General features: G+C 66.0%; 1 protein-coding gene. It reads right to left on the bottom strand.

The genetic code is table 11. The features are described 5' to 3' along the window. Positions 1 to 1402 (bottom strand): class I tRNA ligase family protein (locus EN745_RS34795; protein WP_145992327.1); only part of this gene is annotated, 1402 nt, incomplete at both ends.

The raw sequence follows: 1402 nt of genomic DNA, 5'->3' as shown, positions 1-1402 counted from the left end.
GACCTGCACCGGCAGCACGATCTCGTTGTCGACGACGAGCGCCGGATCGAAGACCGGCCATGGCCGTTCGGCGACCATTTCGGTGCCGCCCAGCGTCTCCCAGCACTCCTCGGCCAGATGCGGCATGACCGGCGCTATCAGATGCACTAGGATCTCCACCGCCTCGCGGCAGGCGCCTTTCAGCGCCGCATCGGCCTTGCCTTCTGCCGCCTCGTTGAGCGGCGTGGTCAATGCATTGGCCAGCTCGTAGATGCGGGCTATGGCGCGGTTGAAGCCGAGCTTCTCGATATCCTCGCCGACCGCCTTGAGGATTTTGTGCGCGGCCTTGGAGACAGCGCCCGCCTCGCCCTCCCGCGCCGCCTCTGGCTTGACGCCGGCCAGCGATTCGGCCGCGATCGACACCAGGCGCCAGATGCGCTGGACGAAGCGATGCGCGCCGGCGGCGCCGTCGTCGGTCCATTCGACGTCGCGCTCGGGCGGCGAATCCGACAGCATGAACCAGCGCGCGGTATCGGCGCCGTAGCCGTCGGTGATCTCTTCCGGGCTCACCGTGTTCTTCTTCGACTTCGACATCTTCTCAAGCGGGCCGATGACGGCCTCCTCGCCGGTGGCGATGTCGACGGCGCGGCGCTTGCCGCCATCGTCCTCGAGCCTGACTTCGCTCGGCGACAGCCAGCGTCCGTTGTTGGACGGGCCGCCGACACGGTAGGTCTCATGCACCACCATGCCTTGCGTGAACAGGCCCTTGAACGGCTCGGCGAGATCGAGATGGCCGGTCTCGCGCATGGCGCGGGTGAAGAAGCGCGAATAGAGCAAGTGCAGGATCGCGTGCTCGATGCCGCCAATATATTGGTCGACCGCCAGCCACTCATTGGCCGCCTTCGGGTCGGTCGGATCGTTGGCCCAGGGCGCGGTGAAGCGCGCGAAATACCAGGACGAATCGACGAACGTGTCCATCGTGTCCGTCTCGCGCCGCGCCGGCTTGCCGCATTGCGGGCAATTGACGTGCCGCCAGGTGGGGTGGCGATCGAGCGGGTTGCCCGGCCGGTCGAACTCGATGTCGTCGGGCAGCTTGACCGGCAGGTCGGCCTTCGGCACCGGCACCACCCCGCAATCCTCGCAATGGATCATCGGGATCGGGCAGCCCCAATAGCGCTGGCGCGAAATGCCCCAGTCGCGCAGGCGGAAGTTCACCTTGCGCTCGGCCATCGGCCGGTTACCGATTGTCTTCTTTTCCAGAAGCCTGGCCACCTCGTCGAAGGCCTTCTCCGGCTTCATGCCGTCGAGGAAGCGCGAATTGATCATCACGCCGTCGTCGACATAGGCCTCCTCGATGATCTGGAAGGTCTTGGCGTCGCCGCCTTCCGGCATCACCACCGGGATCACCGGCAGGCCGTATTTG

This window comes from Mesorhizobium sp. M4A.F.Ca.ET.022.05.2.1 (assembly GCF_003998845.1).
Taxonomy (GTDB): domain Bacteria; phylum Pseudomonadota; class Alphaproteobacteria; order Rhizobiales; family Rhizobiaceae; genus Mesorhizobium.
The sequence above is the reverse complement of the archived record's forward strand: the minus strand, read 5'-3'. Positions and strand labels throughout refer to the sequence as shown.